Raw genomic sequence first — 18,158 nt, forward strand, 5'->3', positions numbered from 1 at the left:
GCAGTACAGCATAGCATGTTGCCACAAGTAAAAATAGCCAAAGCACTTGTTCCTGATGCACTATGGCCACGGATCCAGCCTTTATCAACCTTCTCCCAAGGGAGGACGTCCTCGCTTTGACGACCGCGGTGCTTTGACCGGCATCCTGTTCGCCCTCTAGACCGGCTAGCCTTGGGAGTATCCGCCCCATGAATTTGGCAGTGGCAGTGGCGTCAGTTTCTGGAGGCATCTGCATGCATGACATTAGATGAGCGTAGGCGCCTAAAATGAATGTAAAATATTTTATATATCCGTCGAAGTCTAACGCATGAAAATTTATGAAGTCGGGAAAGCAATCCGCGTTCGTCGCCTGGCAGTTGGACTAACCCAGCTACGCCTAGCGAAGTTAGCTGGTCTCTCGCGCCAGACAGTGCAGCAACTTGAGGCTGGAACAATTGCCGACTTGAGTTTCGGACGGTTGGTTAATCTATTGGGGGTACTCGGACTCAGTTTTTCCCCGCCGTCAATTATGGCTAGGGAGAAAAAAAGCGGCTTGTGGATGGCGGCGAAAAACACCAGCATCAGCTACAGGGGGGAGTTAACTATCGACCAGCTGCAGCAAGCGTTGGCTACTGGACAGGTACCGGCAAAGCATAAGTCAAACTTACTACACTTCCTTGACGAAACTCCCTTGCAGGTAATTGTAATGGCGGTAGAGGAAACTGCGTATTTGGAGTCCGTTTCGCCGACCCGCATTTGGGCAAACGTCGGCCAGTTGGCCCGTCAACTAGAAAGTGTACGCAGCGATCTCTGGCTGTAGCTGTTGCTGCTCGGATTTTCATAGCAGCATGCTTAGTCTAGCGAGCTTTGACGATCCGTGTACGTGCCCCCCTGAATCGCAGGCGAGCGAACTGCAAACTGAGTTTCCTCATTGCCGCCCCACCCACCCATTCTCATAACTCACCGTCACCAAATCGTATAAAGCACCACCACCGGTACTCACAATTCACAGCCAGGTTCCCGCGATTATTGGATAAAGGGAGACATCTGATGTTGGTCAACTCAGATTGGTTGCTGGAGGCTCAGCGTTCCGATCGCCATTAGCTGATCGTATAATTCGTCGCCACCTCATTTTTGTCTCTGCTCAGATTACTCTGCCAAGTCCCGAGCGAGCCTGTCACTTCGCGTCGACAATCGCATGAACGCTCCCCCCTCGGCGCATTTTCCTTGAGTAATCGTTTGCGTACAACTTCCACGCATAGAAAACATCTTAAGTGCATTCGAGCCCACCTAGGATGTCGTCTTGAAGACGGAGAATTCCGGGCAAACCCTCATAGTTCGCGGCTAGCGCAATCACCTTGGTCAAATAGTCCTTGTTCGACGCAACTACATATCGATTTGCCTGCAGAAAGGAGAGGATCGAAATCTTCGCCGAAATAATGGAGTCTTGGGAGCCGAAATCGCGCGCGCGGTGTCCTCCAACGAGGAGCCTAGTGTTCGTCAACGGGAAGATAAATGGCGCTGAGAATGTCATGAAGTCTCCTGGTTGGGCAAAGATGAACGGAGTATCTGTGCATAGGTGATTAGACCAGCCACTTTCAGGTACCGCCTCGAGGACTTTCCACTCCATGTGGTCTGGGATCGGTCGGTTTAAATCAAATGTGGTTAGTGGAAGAAAAAATGCCCTCGCAAATTTCCGGTACCCCTCATCACTTTGCAGAAGCTTATGGATTTCACTAGCAGGTAACGGCGGAACAGTGATTGTGCACATCTGTGCGACTTGCTCGATAGTGCGCGATTTCAGAAATTGATCCGAAAATTGATCAAATCGAGGCAGCCGCCAAAACTGAAGCGCCATGTGAAATTTAAGCAAGAGAATGCCATCTGGACTGAGCAAAGTTGTCATTGAGGTTCCATTTCGAATTAACTTGAACAAATCAGATAGGGATGCCTCCAGACGTGAAAATTGTTGCTCAATGATATCTGTTGTTTTTCCCCGGTACTTGATGTTATTTCGCTTAGGTTCAAAGAATACAATTGCAGGAGTCTGTGGTGCTTTTTTGAATTTTCCAATGCTCTTGTCGTACACATCGAATGTACCGTCGTCACGACAGAAGCCCTTCAGGTAGAACTGTGGAATATAGTGATGATTAATTGACCCATTGTGTGGAAACATTTCGTGAAACCCCTAAGGAAACGCTGGTTAATTCAATTTTCGAAAATTCGTCACGTTAAAAATCAAAGACTTACATACGACGTTTCGGCGAAAAGTCGACTTAATCAGTGACTCCCTAAACTGAAGTCCAAGATGGTGATTCACTGAGCATAATTTCAATATGCTGGAAGCGCACGTGATTAGACATTGTGCCACGTCCTTTCTAGGTAGGTCATGGTTGCAGCACTTGCTAAGTACCGGCGGTGATCAATGAAAACGAGTGGCGGCGACTTATGAGAATAATCGGCGACAGTAATATGATTACTTAACGCATGCTGAAGTGAGAGAGGCACAGAGGCCGTGTTCCCAACTTTAATCCTGAAGACATCGATGATGTGTACTGCCTCAGATTTCATCACACAGGTTACCCTGAATGGCTTCTGTCCATGAGTATTCGCTCTCGAGCTAACGACCTGCTTTGAATTGTTGAATCACAACCTGTAATCGTCGCAGTAGATCATCGTACGTTATGATGTCAATGATATTCTTGTTTTGTCGACGAAAAACCTCAAAATCGCGCCGCTGCACATCAGTCATTTCATGATCTCGTCCCATAATAATGATACCGCATGGATTCGTAATCTTTATCTGCAATCCTACCGGTAGCCTGTCAGCATATTTGTTAGTTAAATAGGTTTCGCCAACAGTTCCCCAACGACAAAGATGGAAAATATATTTCTCGATCTGCATTATTGAACCCGTGAGCTCCCGAAGCGGAATATGATTCCCTCTATAAAGCGACTCCGTCATCACGCATTTTCTAAATGGTTGTTTGATCTCAATGACATCTACGTTACCCGCCGCATCCACAAGCAAAATATCCAATTGCTTATCGGTCGTATTTCCCACGTCTTTGAGTGGTACAGATTTAAATGCCGCGATGTATTTTGCGTTTAACAGCCGCACAACGTCTAGTATTTGCTCTTGCCAAACATACTCCGTATAACCGTCTTCAGAACTAAGCATTTCCTTTAATCTCGAGTATAAGAATTCAAACTTAGCGACTTCCGCCTCACGAAATAGTTGAATGTAACTCGCTGGCTTGGTCTTTATACGCTTCGTTAAATATCGGCGAAGCATCAGTTCGCCGTCCACTGACGCATCGGTGTACTGACGAAGCACTGCACTAACTCTTGCGACAACGTAACGCTTCAGTTCATAACCAGTCGGGAATTGATGGACGAGCCGTTCATACTCAGTGACAGGAATAGCATCCGGAGCATCTCCCCCGATTACGATGCGACTGGGCATTAGCTTTGCTGCGACACTCAGGATGGAGGTCTTCGCTTCAGTACTGAACCATTTCCAAGTTGGCTCGGCATCGCGCGCTATCAATATGGGTACCCCAACACGTAGTATATCGGGATAAAATACGAAATAACCGTCGGCTGCAGTTGCTACGGTAAATCGCATTTCGTTGTCATACATCCAAGATAGTTCATCACCTTCGACCTCTGACCTCGCTTCAAGCTCATCCAGATAGATTTGGGCAAAGTTTGATCTGGTCAAATGATACGTGCCCTTGATGATGAGCTCTTCTTGACGGTTGAACTTCCTGTGCACCCAAGAATCATCATCTCTTGGACGATAAATCAAATGTAGCTCTTCACCCAAAGCTTCAAATTCAACAGAAACTTTTGCCATATCAATCCGTTAGGTGAGCGATGGTCTGCGCTCGGCAAACCATACGATAAGAATATCGTTCACACGAAAAAAGGTCCTTTTGCGGCCGTGTCAGTCGACGTTGTGCAGGGTAGCATTTTGCTCGATCGAAAGGCGATACTGTTTCACATTGGTAGTTACCATCGACTACAACTCTCACCTTCGCCTGCAGCAGCCAAGTTTTTTGCAAGTAACATGAATCAGCATTGAACCAAAGGAATTCTTTTCCAAACCCCACATTAGCATCCCGGTGTGTAGGGCATCGCCGGCCCAGCCGCCTCGGAATTTGAACCGGCCCAACCGCCTAAGGCATGCATTGAGCAAGTTATCCACGATAGTTCCCCTAACGACCATCCCACCTCACAAGAATAGTTGTTTTTTGGCAAAAAAACTCAACTTAACTTGACGCCACCAAGAAACGCTGAGAAGCTTTATATTATCTATAAGGCAATGGCAATGCACGGGGGGACTCGAATGCTGACTGCGCTGTTTCGATGGGGCTGGGTGATGGTTCCGTTTTGGATTGTCGGGTGTGGCTCCGTGCAGCTAGAGGCGGCGCACGGTAACGCCGGATTTGGCGGCGCAGCGCAACAACACACCATGCCGCCGGCATGTATCGCACTGCTGACAAGCTCGCCTAACGGCGACCGGCTTGTTCAGGCTATTTCACTCGACAAATCTGATAAGGGATGCCTAGATTCCTCCGCGTACCCCGCAGCGCAGGCGCGTAAGGAGGGCGAGTGGCTCGTGAGCTTTGATCCAGCAACGAGAACGACTATCCGTTACCGCGTCGTGCATGCCAGTACTTGCATCTACTTGGTAGAGGTGCACCAAAACTTCGGAGGCAGCTTCACCTCAGGAGAATTGCTGGTGCTCGAAACTGGACGCACTGCCGTGCTGGGCGTGGCGTCAAAGGCGGTGTTGACGCTAATTGAGCGCTTCGAAGTCAGTCAGACCGAACAAGCCCTGCGGTTCGCACGGGCCGCTGGCAATGCCAGAACCTGCGCGTCTAGGTGAATCGAGTGCTATTGCCGACACATGTCCCGACGCGCCTACACGCCTTGATGGACGCTGAGCGCTTGTGCACTGAGTTGTCGCGGCTGTCAAAGCCTGCATCAGGTAAGCACAACGCCGAGCAGTTGCGCACTGTCGGGTGCCCTGCCTATATGAACCAGGAAAGCGGGAATGAGTACGAGCGTGGAGCGCTCTCTGCGAACGCAAGGCAATGGCGCCGGTTCGAAACACTGTATGCAGATGTTTTTGACGTGCTGGCCCGATTTCTTGGTGAGCGAGTTTTAGTGAGCCGGCGCGCAGCCATTCCTGGATTCCACGTCATTAGGAACAGCACTGACTTTCCGTGCTACCACGGAGGAGTGCCGCACGTCGACTCATCGTACCTCCACGTCCCATCATTTGCGAGTGAACTGCTCGGCAGTGACCAGTACTCCTTCACGTTGTTGCTGTCGCAAGATGGCGAAAACGTCGGACTGGAGTATTGGGCACCAGGTACCTCAGAAGCTGATGCCGGTGGACAAGCGCCACAGGGCTTCGTTTCGTACCGCAGCGGTAACCTAGTTATTTTCGATTCGCGACTGGTCCATCGCATCGCGCCATTCTCGAGTGTACCGGAGCGGGTGACGCTTCAAGGACACATCATACGGCTGGAAGGCCGCTTGGTAGCATTCTGGTAAAGGGAAAGAAATGCCGCTGACCCAGCAACAAATTCGGGAAATCCGAGAGCATGTCGCCTCCAACGAGAGCTGGCGTAATGATGTTTATCCCGACAGCCTTGGCATCCCGACAACGGGTGTCGGATTCAATTTGAATCGAGGTGATGCACGGGTAAAAATCGAGACGCTTGGCCTTGATTTCGACACGGTGTATGCCGGGCAGGTGGGGCAGCGGATGTTGACGGATGCACAGGTCGATCAGCTCTTTTCTGCCGACATTGCAGACGCCATCTCAGCGGTCGAAGCCCGTGTTCCTGGATTTTCAGGACTGACAGATGGGCGTCAGGCAGTGTTGGTGGATATGGCTTTCAACCTCGGACCAAGTGGATTCGGAGGCTTCACCGCAATGATAGCTGCGGTCAACGCTAGCAATTGGGACCTGGCTGCGGACGAGATGGCCAATTCCCGGTGGGCACGGCAGGTTGGGGCACGGGCCACCCGCAACATCGCCTCCATGCGCGGCGGCGCCGCGCCCCAACATGGCGGTGGCACCCCCAAGGCCAAGGACGCAGACGGTGGCGGGAAGACGGGTGACAAGGGTAAGGACGGAAAGGACTCACCCGACAAAGGCAAGGATGCAAAGGATGGCAAAGACGGAAAGGAGTCTTCCGACAAGGGCAAGGACGGAAAAGATTCTCCCGACAAAGGCAAGGATGCAAAGGATGGCAAAGACGGAAAGGAGTCTTCCGACAAGAGCAAGGACGGAAAAGATTCTCCCGACAAAGGCAAGGATGCAAAGGATGGCAAAGACGGAAAGGAGTCTTCCGACAAGGGCAAAGATGGAAAAGACTCGTCTGACAAGGGCAAGGATGGAAAGGATGGTAAAGACGGAAAAGACTCATCTGACAAGGGCAAAGATGGAAAAGATGGAAAAGACTCGTCTGACAAGGGCAAAGATGGAAAGGATGGTAAAGACGGAAAAGACTCGTCTGACAAGGGCAAGGATGGAAAGGATGGTAAAGACGGAAAGGACTCGTCTGACAAGGGAAAGGATGGAAAGGATGGTAAAGATGGAAAGGACTCATCTGACAAAGGCAAAGACGGTAAGGACAGCAAAGATGGCCTGGACTTGGGCTAAGGTAGACTGATGCGCTGTTTTCTCCTTGGCGCCGACCTTACAAGAGACGCTTGGCTGGTCGCCGCACTACGGGCGCGGCACTCCAGGGTGGTGGACATCCCACACTGCAACCTCCTAAAAGTCCACTTGGAAGCCGGAGGAGCGAGCGAATTGCTGTTGCACGGCCAGCCGCTGAACACTAGCGACCGGCTGTTTTTCCTGCGAATGCCGCAGTTACCCATGCAGATTCATGTTACGCAGCGAGACTTCGCCTACAGCGAGTGGAGAGCCGCTCTTGAAGCCGCGCTCTATGCGCGGTCGGCACAGGTCCTAAATGGCGAGTGGGTGCTGAAGAACTTCGCGCTACGCGGCTCCAATACGTTCTGGACCCGGATGTGCCAAAGGTTATGTTCAACTGGTGATACGCTGCGATTCGAGTGGCCTGAGAAACCGGCTAGCAACGCCATGGCGCTTTCTCAGTGTCTGGAAGTCACTGTGACGCGTCGTCGGTGGGTGGGTGAGCTTCCTCTACTTTACGAGATCGAACGTCACGAGGCCTCGTTGCTGATGGTGCAGGAGATCCTCCGACGCTATCAGTTAGACTTCTTACGGATATGGATCGACCCTTCGTCCGGCCCCATCCGCATAATCCAAGCCAGTGCCGAACTGCCGGCCGAACCCTCTCACATTTTTGAAACGGTGCTGGATGACTTCCTGTAACACGTTGCCCATTCTCGTGGGTTATAGGCGCGAAGGAACATTCGCGCACCTCGTTAATCTACAGCGCAGCTTCGGGAAGGAATTCCGGATTCTGGACCTCCATAGCGTCGAGCACTGCGAAAAGCTTGTACTGGAGCACATACCCAAAGGCTTCCGTGTGGAGATCGACGACGATGTATTCCACTTCGGGCATGGGGCGGTATTCTACCGTGGATTCTTTCGACCCTCGCACCAGTCGGCCCGTTCAGCGCTGCTTGCGAGATTCATATGGGAACTGGAAACGGGCCTGCAGATGCTGCCAGCTTCTTGTCTCGTGATGAACCGGCCCGAAGCAGGTATTGGCAATGCGTCGAAAGCACGGCACGTCGCCGAGCTTGCAAACTGCGGCTTCCGCATGCCGTCGACTCTGGTATCGAACCGAACCGATGCAGTCAGGGCATGTGTGGCGCCAAATGGTGCTTGGATCAACAAAGGATGCTCAGGTGTCCGGACCATCGCGGTGGCTGTAGGAGGACCGGAAGCCGCGCGCCTCGATATGTTGGACAGCTGTCCAACCTTGTTTCAGCAACATGTTCGCGGTTATGATGTTCGGGCCCACATGGTGGGTGCTTCCTGCATAGCGTTGAGGATCGAATCAGACCGGGTCGACTATCGGTACGCCAAGCGGCAAGGCGGTAGTATCAGGGTCTCGCCTGTAGATATTCCGACGGTAGAGCAATTCAAGGCGATCGAATACATGCAGCGCACTGGGCTGGAATTCGCCGGCTTCGACTTTAAGGTGGATGCGTCCGGTACCTGGTGGCTACTCGAAGCGAACCCCATGCCAGGCTTTGAATTCTTTGACCAGTTCGCAGGTGATCGTATCGGATCCGAAGTGCTTCGGAGCCTACTGGCCAACGGCCCTCTTCCGCGTCGCCCCGTCTTGAGCAAGCCTGGGGACCTTTTCATCGAAGCATCGAGAGTTCCAGGTGTTGACCGTGCAGATTAAACTAGCTAAACAACTACATCAACTTGGTGCCGTAACAAAGCGTTTCTCTACCATGCCCTTCACCGTCGGGCTTCGCACGTAGCCCCTTCTTTCGTACCATAAAGCAAGCTCGTCATCGTTCTGTTCCTCTCTAGCGAGCGAGCGCACCGTTAACGAGCACCATCTTCTTGTTGGCCTGCATCCTCCAGACCGCGTTCCTAAGCTCAGCGAATTTTTTTTATGGTCCCAGACTGTCGCTGCAACACATCACTAAGCATTTCAACGATTAGCGCAGGGACACTTACACTCTTACGCTGCAGGAGTGTCGCCGTAGCAGACAAATTTAGAAGGTCCTCATACATATTCTCTGGCACCCGAATCAAAACAGCCTTCTTTGTTCCTCGAAACTTCGGCTCATCCATTTGCAGCCTTTCCCATAATATGTGTTACGCCGTAAAACAAGTAATAAATTTATATATTGGAAATCTTATCTTAAGATTATTCCAACGAAAATGGGCCGCGGATGCCGTGGCCTATTTTGCACGAGAAACGCACGATACGGCAATGAAAACCGTACCGGCAGAAGTAGAGAGGAGCGAAGAACTATCCGCACTTGGTGAAGCGATACGCTCTCTCAGGAAGGGTCGCGGAATTTCCCAAGAGGAACTATCCCTTCTTTGCGGTATAGATAGAAGTCATATGGGTCGTATTGAGCGCGGCGAACGCAATGTCTCTTTTACAAACCTGCTTCGTATCGCACGCGGCTTGTCCTGTCTACCGTCAGAAATCTTGCTTAGCGCCGGTCTGTAATCGAATGAGACGTTCGCTGACACTCGCAATCGGAATGCTACGTCCAACTGTGAGGTGTTGCCGCCTGTTCATACAAAGCGGCATCCACAACAAGCCTCTCCCTCTATCTGAAAACTTCCCTGAACGTGCACATTCTTGGCAGCTTTGCCAGGTTGCGAAGTTGTGAGCACCTGACAAGTAACCTCATTGCCGCACTCTTCGCGTCTCAGTAGACCCTACGAAAGAAATATCCCTTACACACCATAAATTCGCGCCAAATTAAAATTGCTAATTTATCACCGAAAAGATCAATCCAAAGTGAATTTTCACGCTACTTCTTACATAAAAATGTAAATTATTACTTAAATTTTGCCAATCTGTACATTCCTGTGTGCTTGCCGTAAAATCGCCCCATGCCCACCCCATTCAACATCCAAACTCTTATATGCTCCGCCCATCGTCTCATCGAAATAAACGAGGGCGGAGCTCGCATCACGACCGCAGAACTAAGCAAACGCATGAAAATTAGCCCGCGCACGCTGACTGAGTACGAGCGGGGCACTAACCATCCGACCAGCATGCGAGCGTTGCTACTCTTGCTGGCACAGCTGCGCGATGATCAAATCGTGCATATGGTTCGGCAGTACGAGGTGGAAGTAAGCCTGGAAGTTGGTGCCGCTGATGACTGCTGACTTGACTGGCGTTCCGCACTTGGCGCCAACACATTCCAACATAATATCCACTGATACTCCACTCGAAGAGCACGCAATAGCGACCAGAGTTAATGGATTTGGGTTGGTCTCTGATGCGGGCTACCTCGCAAGGTGCCAGGTCGATACACCACTTAACATTGTGGCAGTCGTATGGGGAATCGTCGCACGATACCGAGCCAAGGTAGGGAAGGTTTTTGATGCTGGCGCAGGCGACGGGCGTTTCTCCGTGGGCGGTAGTTACGACCAGTATGTGGGCTATGAACTCGATTCTCGACGAATTCCGGTTGCTTCGCTGCCTGGGAACGCAACGATTCTCCGGAGCGATGCGTTCGCCCACGCAGGTCCATTTGACTTCGACCTTGCGATAGGCAATCCCCCCTATGTGAGGCATCACGACTTAGGGGACGAATGGCGAGATCATATTTCGGCCTGGATCAAATCGAGGACTGGTGTACGTCCCAGTGGCTGGTCGAATGCTTACCTTTACTTCTTTTGGCTTGCACTGATAGCTACTGTCGACGACGGACTAGTTGTTTACCTTGTACCTTTTGATTGGGTTAGTCGGCCCGCCGCAAAATCGCTGCGCAAATACATAGCAGACCGTGGGTGGAAGCTTGATATCTATCGTTTTGATAAAGAGCCGTTTGAGAGTGTTCTAACTACGGCTTGCGTCGTTGTCGTCGACAAGCGGCAGCGCGCTGATAAGGCGAGCTACTTTCGGATTGACCGAGACAATGGTATTTCTACGCTGCAGAGCCCAACCCTGTCGGAACATCAACCGCTCGCGTACAAGAACTGTATTGATACAGCGTATGCCCGCCGTGGCTTGAGTCCTGGAGACCAGACTGTATTTTTGCTGACGGAGGACGAACGGATCCAGAACCAACTTATTGTCGGGCGCGATGTGGTTCGAGCAGTTAGTACCTTCCGCTGGACTTCGTGCAACCAGATCAAATTGACAGACGCTTTTTTCGAGAAGAACTTCGTCCATGCAGGCGTGCGTTGTTGGTTAATCAATTCATCAAGCGTCCCGAGCGCAGTTCTTACAGCATATCTCGAGAAATACGGACACCTGTGTCAGGATAACTCTACCTGCCGTAGTCGAAACGAATGGTGGAAATTCACAATGCCGGAAGTCCCACGAATCCTATATTCGTCTGGCTTTCGGGGGCGAGGACCAAAAGCAATGATTAATCAGGTCGGTGCCATAGCCGTGGGTGCAGTGTGCGGCATATACGCATCATCAGAAACTACTGCGCGAACGATCTTTGATCACATACAGGCCTTCGACTTCTCAACTCAAGTCGTCGCCATGTCCAAAGGATTTACGAAAGTAGAAGTAAATCAGATGAACGGCGTTGTGCAGTCTCTGTTCGAATAATTATCGTGCGATGAGGACATATGGCTAAGATAGTACAGAAGACGGTCCTAAGTGGCGCCGCGCTACCGGTCCAAGGCAAGCGCGGCATTCTGCATTTTAATGCCGAAGCCCGGCTCATGCAGGAGCTTGGCGAGCGCCTCGTTGCAGTGCCAGAGGTGGCCTTGGTCGAACTCATCAAGAATGCATATGACGCCGATGCCGCCATATGCAGAGTTAGTCTTGACAATGCAGATCAAATGGAAATCGCGGACGACGGTCACGGAATGACATTCGCCCAATTTCAAAAGTTCTGGATGACTATTGGGACGTCTCACAAGGCGCGCGAAGAATATTCGCCGCTGTACCAGCGAGACCTGACTGGCCAAAAGGGCATCGGACGCTTTGCGGTACGTTTCCTAGCTACGAAATTGACCGTGACCACTACAGCGTTTGATACCCATTCAAACCAAACTACTCAGCTCACAGCAACATTTGACTGGATGAAGCTTGACACGAGCGAGCAGCTAGAAGGGACAGAAGTTCCGTACGTATTAACTGCCGTCCCCGATGGAACGCCCACTGGTACAACCTTGCGCTTGTCGCAGCTGCGCCACAACGCATCCTTCATGGACTCCTCATCGTTTCGTACACAAGTACTTAAAATTCTGTCTCCGCTTCAGGGTTTGGACAGAGGGCCTTTTAAGAACCGGTTTAAGGCGAAAGTACAACAGGCAGGAGATCCCGGGTTTAACGTCCACCTTCCCGGCAAAGGCGCGCAGGCGGAATCAAATATCGCTGCGGATATTCTGCAAAACTATGTCGCGCGTCTGATCATTCGTGGTGAAAAAGGACGAGTCAAGTACCAAGTCGATTTTGGCGATAACAGCGATGTGCGTGAACTGGAAGTAATTCAGAATCATTCCGTCAAAAATGGATTTCATGCAGATATCAGGTTCATTCCGCGCCGGAAAGGTCTATTAACAGGCAAGGACGTGAACGGGACCAATGCACGGTCTTGGCTTGCACAAAACAGCGGTGTAGCAATTGTGGATCGCGGCTTCCGTATTCGCCCCTACGGAGATGATGATGATGATTGGCTTGACCTCACAAATGATGCCAACACGAATCGACGTAATTGGCGTACCGATATCGCCAACGAGAACTTCCCGATGTCAACGATTGTGCGTAACAATCCCGCATTAAACCCAATGCTGAATGTTGCAGGCAACCACCAGCTTGTCGGTGCAGTTTTCGTCGCCTCGTCACGTACGACGTCCACAATCAAAATTGACGACCTTATCCCATCGACCGACCGTGAGGGCTTCCTGCGAACTCCAGGTTTTGAAGAACTCAAAACCTTCGTCCGCGCTGGTATTGAGTATATCGCGCACCTTGATCGCTTGCGTGGCCTTGAGGAAAAGCAGCGGCAAGCTGATCAACTCGTCGCCCAGACGAAAGACGAGTTCAAAGATGCAATTCGGTACGTTGCCGACATTCCGACACTAACGCAAGTAGAGCGCGCACGAATTGTTAGTCAATATTCTGAGCTAGCAGTAAAGATTGACGAGGTCGAGCAGTATGATCGGGAGGCTAGGGGCAAGTTGTCGGTCATGGGAGCAATGGGAGTATTAGCCGGTTTTCTAACACATGAGGCGTCAAGGCTGAAAACAACGTTAAGGAGGGCATCGCACGATGTTGCTACAGCGGCCAAGCGCGACCCGTCGCTGATGGGGATCGCGAAAAAACTGGAGGAAGGTGTAGAGACATGGAATGACCAACTTGAATATGTCAGCACCTTTATTGATGCAACGCAGCAATACAAGTCCGTAAGTTTTAAGGCAAAGCCCCAGTTGGCACGCGTCGTTCGGCTCTTTAAAACATTTTGCGAAGACCGGGGTATTGATGTTCAATTTACCGGCGATGCAAACGCAATGGTGCCCGCAATGCCAGTTACCACCTATAGCGGCATCTTTCTAAATCTACTGACGAATGCACTTAAAGCGGTGATGGCACATGACAAATCAAACGCACAATTGCTGATCGAAGTACGGATTTCGTCTGATGCGAAGCGCCACATTCTTGATATACTCGATACTGGTATTGGTGTACCGCCCTCTATGGTCAAACGGATCTGGGACCCTATGTTCACTACTACTGCACGTCTTGATAATTCACTGGGAACTGGTATGGGGCTTGGATTAACCCTCTCCAGGCAACTTGCAACGGAGGCCGGCGGCACCGTCGAGATCATTCCGGCTCCTCAAGGATACGCAACCTGTTTCCGCATCATTTTTCCCTTCAAGACAAAAAACTCATGAATAATCGAACCGTACTCTACTTTGAAGACACGCCTGAAAGGGCGGCCGAAATTCAACCCGCGCTAACCAAGCACCTTGCCGGTGTCGCAACCGTAGAACATTTTGAGGCGACATCGGATACAGATGAGATGTTCGATGCTAGGCTCGAAGCTGAGATCCGAACGCGGCAGGACGCCGGCAAGGATATCGTTTTCATCGTCTCTGATGCTGACCTTTCCAAGGTCAAATATTTCAAAGGACTATCGGATACGAACGTTCGAAAAGTGTCAACGGCTGCTGGCATCCCATCGGCGTATTACAGCAGTAATCTGACGGGAATTAATTTCTTAAAGGCGGACCAGGCCGGTGACGGTAGAATTCTCCTCGACGCATCTGATGTAGACGAACTTGCGGTTGAAGTAGATGCTCTGGTGCGTGGATTTATCAACATCGCGGGTAACCTCGCAGAGATCGTCAAGATGGACCAGGGCACCCGTCCTCAGGATACTGGGGCACTGTTAGCCAACCTTCTCGGCCGGCCTGATCTAGCAAACCGTGTTCGATTGTTCATTTCCGGGGACCAACGAATGGGAGCGGAACTTCTGTCTAGTCCGGATCACGAGCTACGGCGTCAGGCGAGTATCTTTGGCACGTGGATCTACGATTCCTTGTTGAAATATCCCGGCTTGGTTGTCAACGAAGTAGCTGCGGCCAGCTACTTAAACATTGCCGAGGACGACTTTGCAGATCCGGCTGTCCGCTCACTCTTCAAGGCAGCGCTTTACAGTGGGCCTTTCGCATGCGAAAGTCGGTCGCTTTGGTGGCGAGATCAACTTGATGAGTTACTCCTGGAAGCAGATGCTGAAGATGGTGTTGCTTTTGTAAGTAGCAGAATCGGCAAGGTGGTTGCGCAATGCAAGTGCTCCGAATCGGGCGAGGCGCCTGCTGGCTTCTACTGCATGGTGACAAAGAAACCAGTGAGCGAAGAATACTCGGTTGGTGGGATCAGCTGGTTCCCACCAGGCGCCGACCTCGCACGTATCGTGTCCACAAAATATGATGAACTCGCGCCTTGGCTTGGGCTGTAAGGATTAATTGATGGCCGTTCACCAACTACGTAAAGAGTACAATCTTTTCATCGATCAGTTTATGCAATGGGCACGAGCTGCGGGCGCGGAGGTACACGTCCCCGAGAATGCATCTGTTCAAATTGCAGAAATGGCGAACGGTCAGATTGCGGTAACTTCCCTGTTCCATCTCGCCAATTGGCCGTTTAAAGGTGCCTCTAGAAAAATCAACGGTCTGACCGTTCTTGTCAGGACACGCGAAATCTACGACAGCGACAATGTGCTAGTGAAATCAAATGTAAACACCTTGTACTTTAAGCCAACAAAAAAGGGAGCGCCTATGGTGCCAGAGGTAGCGATCCATTACGACTATAAGCAACAAATGGATATCGCTCATCCGGTTTTTCATGCTCAACTTGGCGCTAAAGACATTCCTGAGGCTGATTTGAAAGCGGTTGCCTTCAACCGGGAAATCGATTTATCCACCTACCAGCCGATCAGTTCCATACGTATCCCCACCGTTCACGTTGGCTTGCCTGCGGCTTTATTGGCAGTATGCGCTGATCACTTGGAAAAGGCTTCTTACTATGGCTTCCTGGACGCCTTTAGCAAGAATACATTCTTCAACCGCCCGTTATCATTCAGGCTGGATAGGTGCCGTGAGCTTAAGATGCGAACGCAGGACCAGTTGCCATTTCGTTCTCACAACATGTACATGTGAACTGAGAGCGCTAGTTACACTCAATATTTCAAGCAGCGTGATTGCATGCAGGTAGCAAAGGAACTTAAAAGTCAGCAGGTCACGCAAACCCTCGCGCGAAACTTTGCTAGGGAAACGCTGGTTAATTCAATTTTCGAAAAGTCGTCACCTTAAAAATCAAAGACTTACATACGGCGTTTCGGCGAAAAGTCGACTTAATCAGTGGCTCCCTAGGAGCCAGGATAGATCTTAGATCTAGAGTGACCCGAAACAACAGGGTCGATCGGGAATAAATAGTGTCGGTCGAGCGCCTCATCATACCGAAAAATGACGCTCCGCTGTAAATTGCGTCATCTACACGATATACATCATACGAAATCATCCTATACCAGAGATAGATTGCGATTCCTACCAACTGCTCCTCTGGATAGACAATTATTTATTTGACTTATAGGACTGCGTGGAAGGAAAAATATGAATGAAACGGCTTAACAACTGCCCCTATTTTGACAAGGCAGCTCGTGTGATTGGAAAACCGCTGCCATGATGGGGCGCCAGCACTACGTCGGCGGCCAGGTCGCCCTCCGCCGAGCGCGCCAGCAATTGCGCCTCTTGCGCCGCCTCGATGTCGCCGGCCAGCAAGATTGCATGCTTGCCTGCCGTGATTTTCACGGTGCAACTGCGGGCGTTCGGCGTCAAGCTGATGTCCGTGTGGCTGGCGGGCAGCGGGTGCAGCATGGCGAAGTGCACGCCTTCCCACGTCCAGCCCTGGCCCGCCATGCAGTGCAGATAGGGTTTGTGCAACTCCCGCCGCGCCTCGACGGCGGGATGGCCATCGAACAGCGACGAGGCCAGCCAGCCCACTTGCACGTTCTCCAACAGAGACATGGCGCCGCCGGCGTGATCGAGGTCGCTGTGGGAAATGATCACGCCGTCCAGCTTGGCTATGCCGCGTGCGCGCAGATAAGGCACGATGACCCGGCTGGCGCCATCGGAATCGAGGCTGTAGGCGGGCCCCGTGTCGTACAGCAGGCGGTGGCCGTGCGTTTCCACCAGCACGGCCATGCCTTGCCCCACGTCAAAGGCCGTCACCCACATGCCACCCGGTGGCGGACTGGACGGCAAGCCCGTCAGCAGCGGCAGCCAGCCCAGCATGCCCGCCCAGCGGTGCGGCCAGCCGCGTGGCGCCAGCAGCCAGGCCGTGCCAAACAATGCCCAGCAAAAACTCCACATTGGCGGCGCGGGCGCCGTCCACACGGCAAAGCGGCGCGCGCCCAGCCATTCGAGCACCTGCGCCAGCATCTGCACGATGGCGTGCGCCAGCAGCAGCAATCCGTCAGACAGGGGCGCTGGCAGCAGGCTGCCAGCCAGCGACAAGGGCGTGACGAGCAGGCTGATGACAGGAATGGCCAGCGCATTGGCGACAGGCGACACAAGCGACACTTGCGAGAACAGCAGCATCGTCAACGGCACCAGCCCCACCGTCACCACATACTGCGTGTGCGCGCCCAGCGCCACGGCAGCACGCAAACGGCGCCAGCGTCCGGCCTGCGGCGGCATGGACGCCGTGGTGCGCCCTGCCGTTGCGTACAACATGGTGGCGACGGCGCCGAACGACAGCCAGAAGCCGGGCCACAGCACGGCCCACGGATCGAGCAGCACGACCACGCCCAGCGCCAGGCACAGGATATGGACGATGCTGGTGATACGCCCCAGCCACAGGGCCAGCGCCACCACCAGCAACATATACAAGGTGCGCTGCGCGGGCACGCCAAAGCCGGCCAGCAGCACATACAAAAATGCCGCCAGCGCGCCGGCCAGCGCCGCCACCTTTTGCGCCGGCAGCCGCAGTGGCAACTGCCAGCCGGTAAAAAACGAGCGCCGCCACAGCGTGCCAGCACCAAGCGCGAAGAGTCCCGCGATCATGGTAATGTGCAGACCGGATATCGAAATCAGATGGCTCACGCCAGTGCGGTTGAACACTTGCCAGTCCGACTGGGGAATCGCGCGCTGGTCGCCCACCACCAGCGCCACGATCACGCCCGCATACTGCTTGCCTTCCAGGCTGCGCACGATGCGCGCGCGCAATGCCGCGCGGCTGGCCTCCACCACGTTGCCGAAACCGGGCACGAAAGCGGCCAGGCGCACGTTCGGCGTATCGGCGCGCGGCTGCGGCCGCACATAGCCCGTGGCGCGCACGCCCTGCTCCAGCAGCCACGCCTCGTAGTCAAAACCCATCGGGTTCGCATTGCCGTGCGGACGCTGCAAGCGCACCGTCAGGCGCCAGCGTTCGCCCGGCTGCACGTCGCCCACCTCGTTCGTCACTTCATCACGAAAACCTGCGTACCAGGACAGGGCGATCAGGGGCGGCACCTTCGCCCCAACAGCCTTCTCCACGGCAAAATTGAAGCGCACGCCCTGCTCGAAGCGGTACGGCAGGCTAGCTACCGTACCCGTGACAACAATGTCCTGGCCTTCATCAGCCAGCGCCAGTTGCGGCGCCATGGCGGCCTGGGCCAGCCAGGCGGCCCAGTAAAAGCCCAGTCCCACGCCAGCGGCAAGCGCGACAGTGGAATGCCACCAGGAACGCCAGCGCGCATGGCGGCACAGCAGCAGTGCCGCCAGCAGCGACACGCCAGCGGTCACCCACAGCAGTACGCCCCCGTACGGCGGCAAGCTTGCCTGCGTCTGCAACCAGGCGGCGCCAGCGGCAAAGCCGAGTATCAGGGTGCGCATGGGAGCTCGCTGCGAAAAGGGCTCAGCAACTGTGCCGTCTTTCCACTCTTTACCGTCTGATCTGGCGCAATGGTACCCTGAATAAGAACGTTCAGTCACGCCATCTCGCGCCACCGCTAACGAAACTTTCCGCATGCTAAGATGGCCATCCGGCGCAAAGGCGCCA

At 52.9% G+C, this 18,158-nt stretch carries 14 protein-coding genes and 1 pseudogene; 12 read left to right on the forward strand and 3 right to left on the reverse strand.

The features are described 5' to 3' along the window. Nucleotides 1-33: 33 nt before the first annotated feature. Nucleotides 34-235 (forward strand): annotated as a pseudogene (locus BLT98_RS29420) (transposase); the annotation flags it as partial. A 72-nt stretch (nucleotides 236-307) separates the two neighbouring features. After that, nucleotides 308-799 (forward strand): helix-turn-helix transcriptional regulator, encoded by a 492-nt coding sequence (locus tag BLT98_RS03660; protein ID WP_092605325.1) that lies wholly within the window; start codon nucleotides 308-310, stop codon nucleotides 797-799. 450 nt (nucleotides 800-1,249) lie between these two features. On the opposite strand, the gene BLT98_RS03665 is transcribed toward BLT98_RS03660, so the two are convergent. Beyond that, complete coding sequence (locus tag BLT98_RS03665; protein ID WP_092605327.1) at nucleotides 1,250-2,155, reverse strand: DUF4238 domain-containing protein; 906 nt, start codon at nucleotides 2,153-2,155, stop codon at nucleotides 1,250-1,252. 444 nt (nucleotides 2,156-2,599) lie between these two features. Beyond that, a complete protein-coding gene (locus BLT98_RS03670; RefSeq protein WP_092605329.1) occupies nucleotides 2,600-3,838 on the reverse strand; it encodes a Shedu immune nuclease family protein in 1,239 nt (412 codons plus the stop codon). A 390-nt stretch (nucleotides 3,839-4,228) separates the two neighbouring features. On the opposite strand from BLT98_RS03670, the gene BLT98_RS03675 reads away from it, so the two are divergent. From BLT98_RS03675 to BLT98_RS03715, 10 genes are all read left to right on the forward strand, one after another. After that, nucleotides 4,229-4,873, forward strand: coding sequence for a hypothetical protein (locus BLT98_RS03675; RefSeq protein ID WP_139179028.1), 645 nt, complete (start codon nucleotides 4,229-4,231; stop codon nucleotides 4,871-4,873). A 684-nt stretch (nucleotides 4,874-5,557) separates the two neighbouring features. Further along, nucleotides 5,558-6,664 (forward strand): glycoside hydrolase family protein, encoded by a 1,107-nt coding sequence (locus BLT98_RS03680; RefSeq protein WP_092605333.1) that lies wholly within the window; start codon nucleotides 5,558-5,560, stop codon nucleotides 6,662-6,664. 9 nt (nucleotides 6,665-6,673) lie between these two features. Further along, nucleotides 6,674-7,363, forward strand: a complete 690-nt coding sequence (locus BLT98_RS03685) for a hypothetical protein (protein ID WP_092605335.1) — start codon at nucleotides 6,674-6,676, stop codon at nucleotides 7,361-7,363. Further along, nucleotides 7,350-8,351 carry an MvdC/MvdD family ATP grasp protein gene (locus BLT98_RS03690; RefSeq protein WP_139179034.1) on the forward strand — a complete coding sequence of 334 codons (1,002 nt, stop codon included), beginning with the start codon at nucleotides 7,350-7,352 and terminating at the stop codon, nucleotides 8,349-8,351. Before BLT98_RS03685 ends, BLT98_RS03690 begins: the two co-directional genes overlap by 14 nt. A 543-nt stretch (nucleotides 8,352-8,894) precedes the next feature. Further along, nucleotides 8,895-9,140, forward strand: coding sequence for a helix-turn-helix domain-containing protein (locus tag BLT98_RS03695; protein ID WP_092605339.1), 246 nt, complete (start codon nucleotides 8,895-8,897; stop codon nucleotides 9,138-9,140). A 392-nt stretch (nucleotides 9,141-9,532) separates the two neighbouring features. After that, the gene (locus BLT98_RS28620; protein WP_139179037.1) at nucleotides 9,533-9,811 is read left to right on the forward strand and encodes a helix-turn-helix domain-containing protein; all 279 of its coding nucleotides are present in this window, start codon (nucleotides 9,533-9,535) and stop codon (nucleotides 9,809-9,811) included. Further along, complete coding sequence (locus BLT98_RS28625; RefSeq protein ID WP_139179040.1) at nucleotides 9,801-11,213, forward strand: Eco57I restriction-modification methylase domain-containing protein; 1,413 nt, start codon at nucleotides 9,801-9,803, stop codon at nucleotides 11,211-11,213. The genes BLT98_RS28620 and BLT98_RS28625 overlap by 11 nt, the downstream gene beginning before the upstream one ends. Nucleotides 11,214-11,233: 20 nt before the next feature. Then, nucleotides 11,234-13,510: a sensor histidine kinase gene (locus BLT98_RS03705; protein WP_092605343.1), complete on the forward strand. Its 2,277-nt coding sequence runs from the start codon at nucleotides 11,234-11,236 to the stop codon at nucleotides 13,508-13,510. After that, nucleotides 13,507-14,577, forward strand: a complete 1,071-nt coding sequence (locus BLT98_RS03710; protein WP_092605345.1) for a hypothetical protein — start codon at nucleotides 13,507-13,509, stop codon at nucleotides 14,575-14,577. The genes BLT98_RS03705 and BLT98_RS03710 overlap by 4 nt, the downstream gene beginning before the upstream one ends. Nucleotides 14,578-14,587: 10 nt before the next feature. Further along, a complete protein-coding gene (locus BLT98_RS03715) occupies nucleotides 14,588-15,277 on the forward strand; it encodes a hypothetical protein (protein ID WP_092605347.1) in 690 nt (229 codons plus the stop codon). A 480-nt stretch (nucleotides 15,278-15,757) separates the two neighbouring features. On the opposite strand, the gene BLT98_RS03720 is transcribed toward BLT98_RS03715, so the two are convergent. After that, a complete protein-coding gene (locus tag BLT98_RS03720; RefSeq protein WP_092605349.1) occupies nucleotides 15,758-17,992 on the reverse strand; it encodes a DNA internalization-related competence protein ComEC/Rec2 in 2,235 nt (744 codons plus the stop codon). Nucleotides 17,993-18,158 lie beyond the last annotated feature (166 nt).

This window comes from Janthinobacterium sp. YR213, assembly GCF_900099875.1.
Taxonomy (GTDB): Bacteria; Pseudomonadota; Gammaproteobacteria; order Burkholderiales; family Burkholderiaceae_D; genus Janthinobacterium; species Janthinobacterium lividum.